General features: G+C 51.9%; 3 protein-coding genes. All 3 read right to left on the bottom strand.

The window, feature by feature from the left end; genetic code table 11:
• Positions 1-119 precede the first annotated feature (119 nt).
• From B5F71_RS19040 to B5F71_RS19050, 3 genes are read right to left on the bottom strand one after another with little or no spacing between them, the layout of a single operon-like run.
• The gene (locus tag B5F71_RS19040) at positions 120-947 is read right to left on the bottom strand and encodes a hypothetical protein (RefSeq protein WP_241148664.1); all 828 of its coding nucleotides are present in this window, start codon (positions 945-947) and stop codon (positions 120-122) included.
• Positions 948-987: 40 nt separating this feature from the next.
• Positions 988-2,085 carry a DUF3575 domain-containing protein gene (locus tag B5F71_RS19045; protein WP_087213472.1) on the bottom strand — a complete coding sequence of 366 codons (1,098 nt, stop codon included), beginning with the start codon at positions 2,083-2,085 and terminating at the stop codon, positions 988-990.
• Positions 2,086-2,139: 54 nt separating this feature from the next.
• The gene (locus B5F71_RS19050; RefSeq protein ID WP_087213475.1) at positions 2,140-3,279 is read right to left on the bottom strand and encodes a hypothetical protein; all 1,140 of its coding nucleotides are present in this window, start codon (positions 3,277-3,279) and stop codon (positions 2,140-2,142) included.
• Positions 3,280-3,338 lie beyond the last annotated feature (59 nt).

A 3,338-nucleotide genomic window follows, 5' to 3' on the forward strand; every position in this document is an offset into this window, starting at 1 on the left:
CGTCGTTGTTCAAAATCTCATTTTCATTGTTGCAGGCGGCAAGTGACAATGCCAGCACTGCGAGTGCAAAGTGTTTAGTCTTCATTTTATTCATTGTTAATTGTTAATTATTAATTGTCTTACATTTCCGCGCTAACGTCGCCTCCGTCCCCCGTTTCCCATCCGGTAATCTCGCCCTTGCCTTCTTCCATGCCGACGGGCGTTTCCAGTGTTCCGGTCACACGGTAGGCGGTGGTCATGTCGCCGTTAAACTCCTTCATGGCCTCGGTCAGTTCTACCTCCGTATGTTGTGTGCGTCCGCCGTCGGTGAAGACGATGTCCAGCACCAGCGTCTGCACGTCTCCCATCGTACCCAGCAGGCGCAGGTCGGCCGTGAGCTTGCTGCCTTCACGGGTGAAGGCGAAGACCGTGGAGACAGGTTCGCCGACGGTCTGTTCCGCCTCCATGTCGAAGGCGCCGGCTATGCCGCCGAGGGTGGCGGTGACGCTCTGTATCAGCTCGGGGCGGCCTTGCGTTACGGTGAACTCGATGTGCAGGTCGCGCACCCGCTGCTGCGGAACAAGGCTGACACGCAGCGTGTCATCGGCTGTGACGGTAATCTCCCGGCTGACGGACTTCAGATAGCCCGGCAGGGGGATTACGGATGCACCGTCCGCACGGCTCTTGCCATCAGGGGCATTGACCCGTGCCATTCGTCCGTCGAAAGTGAAACCTTCCGCACGGTTATAGATTACCATACTGTGTGTTCCCGGATTGAGCAGGTCGGGATTGGTGAATGGCGAACCTGTAATGTCGGCCACCTTCCCGTCCATGTCGAGTACATAGTTATCGTCTGCCGACAGTCCCGTCAGGCTGATGGTGACAGCTCCCTTGTCGGGATGCGGCGTGTCATAGAGCGTGTCCTTCACGCAGGAAGAGAGCAGCACGGCGGCTGCCATTCCCATCATATTTATATATTGTCTTGCTTTCATATTCGATTCCTCCGAGTTAGAATAACTTCCATACCAATGTCACACCGGCATTGATGGGGCCCCACCAGTCCTTTGTCTCGTTGCCGCGGCATACTCGCACACCGTCAATGACCTCATATTTCTCATAGTCGGCATTCAGGTAGCCCAGACCGAGGTTGAAATCAAGATTCAGTGCCTTGTTCAGCCGCAGCTGGTAGCCTGCGGTGATGCCGCCACCCATCAGGTCGCCCTGCTTACCCGTTTCGGAGAGTTTGTAGTTGAACTGTCCGGCCTTGAACATAGCACCCAGATACCAGGCTTTCTTCTCGCCCATGTAGTAACGCACTTCCGGAGCCACTTCCCAGAGTGCATAGCGGCGGTCCTTGTCGCTCCAGCTCCAAGAAGTCCACGAGCCGTTTACAGCAATGCCCCACGACGGGCAGATGCGCCATTCAAGCCCTAAATCGGGTGTCAGGGTAGCCCAGCGCAGCAGGTTGGCACGCAGGGAGAGATGATAATCAGTTGTGATTTTGGTTTCCGACGGCGTGTCGGCAAATGTGTTTTGCTGAGCGGCTTTCTCTGCCTCTGCCTTTTCAGCGGCAAGTCGGGCTTCTTCCGCTTTGCGTTGCTCCTCGGCAAGACGTTCCTGTTCGGCACGTTTTTCTGCTTCTAATCGTTCGGCTTCCGCTTTGCATCGGGCTTTCGCATCCGTATCCGTTACGGCTGTCTCTTTTACCGGTACCGTCAGGCGCACGGTGACGAAATCACCTTCTGCCGCATGGTTACGGGTGACGAAGCATTCTTCCGTCAGTTCCCGGCGCACGATAAGTTCCGATTTCACTCTATTCGAGCGGATTCTCGCCATGGCGAGATTTTCCGTTTCCGTGGGTTGCGAACAGCAGTATCCGTCCACATGCAGCGGCATCCGGCCTCCGAGTATCTCTGTCTTGTACTTCTCTACACAGGCTTCCAGCCTCGCAAGTTCCCCGTCATTACCGTTCCAGGGTACATAGAACATGTCTTTTCCTGTCTTGAAACGGAAAGTATAGGTCGTGTCCGCCTGTTCCTGTGCCCCGGCGGGAAGCAGGAACAAAGAAAGGAAAACTGTCCAAATCCATTTTTTCAGGCATCTCATATTTTTATTTGGTTTAATTTACTAGTTAAATCTACAATACTGAAGTTCCGTTATTCAGTCTGTGTCCTTCATGTTTACTTTCAAATCTCTTTCAAAATCCAAACGGGCGCGCGACTCGTAACGGAAAAAATTATTATAGTACGTGTTCCAGTATTGCTCCACCAGTTGCAGCCGGTAAAGGCCGGCTGCGGATAAAGAATCGAATTTCCTACAGATCAGGACACGTATGTTCCCATCGAGAAGAATCCTTTTTTGATGTTCTCCCTCAGTGGTAAGCTGGAACTGGTAACGGGTGGAATGGCAGCGGCGGCTGACAACCACGTAATAAGGACGTGAATCGGCAAATATCCCTCTGCCTTTCTGTATCTGACTGCAAATCCTCTTTGCCCGGTCAGTAGTCATTTCGCGGGGACGATACCAGAGATATTCACACCGTTCATGTTCATCTCCCCGGATTGCCGGATGAAAACGGCATACTGTCTTTGTCAGACTGAAAATAATCAACGCCACACCATATACGAGAATACAGACTTCCTTGTTTTGCCATAGGGACCAGAGCAGGGTTACCGAACAGACAGGATAGGCTAAAAGGTACAGGCTTTCCGGATACATTTCCTTCCAACCGATGTCTTCGGTATATTCGTAATCGAAACGCTTCCTGTAAACACGTCTATAATCGTAAACAAGAAAGGTGTATGCCAGCAGATTACAGGAAAGTACCGCAAAACGGTATATGGAAGAATCCAATAGACCGGCAACGTATGGCAACCATAGAAGAGGTATCAGGCATAGAGCCGCTGTAACTTTCCACATGCTGAATCCGGTAAGGCGGTCGGCATATTCAAACGGATCGTTGTATTCCTGACGCATGAACAGGATACAGGATACCTGACAGGCAGGAAGCACAAGTGACATACTGTCGAACCACTGTCCGGGAGTTACCGTTTGGGACAGGTTCTTGTCCAGCAAGGTAAGCAGTGACATTGCTCCCACAAACAGGACAAGGAGGGAAAAGATTATTTGCATTCCGCGTCCGGGATAGTCGTAGCGGAACGGACGTTCCAGGTAGTCCACATCAGGACGCATCCAACGGGGCATCCATGAAGTATTGCTGTAATCGAGCGTAAACGGAAACGCTGCCAGGCCGCCCAGCAACAGGAATATACTTGCTATAATGGTTATTTCGGTATTCATACGACTTTTGTTTTAATGGGTTAAACGGGGCATACGAATACGGAAAAGGGCGGAAAGCT

Source organism: Bacteroides sp. An269, from assembly GCF_002159755.1.
GTDB classification, from domain to species: domain Bacteria; phylum Bacteroidota; class Bacteroidia; order Bacteroidales; family Bacteroidaceae; genus Phocaeicola; species Phocaeicola intestinalis.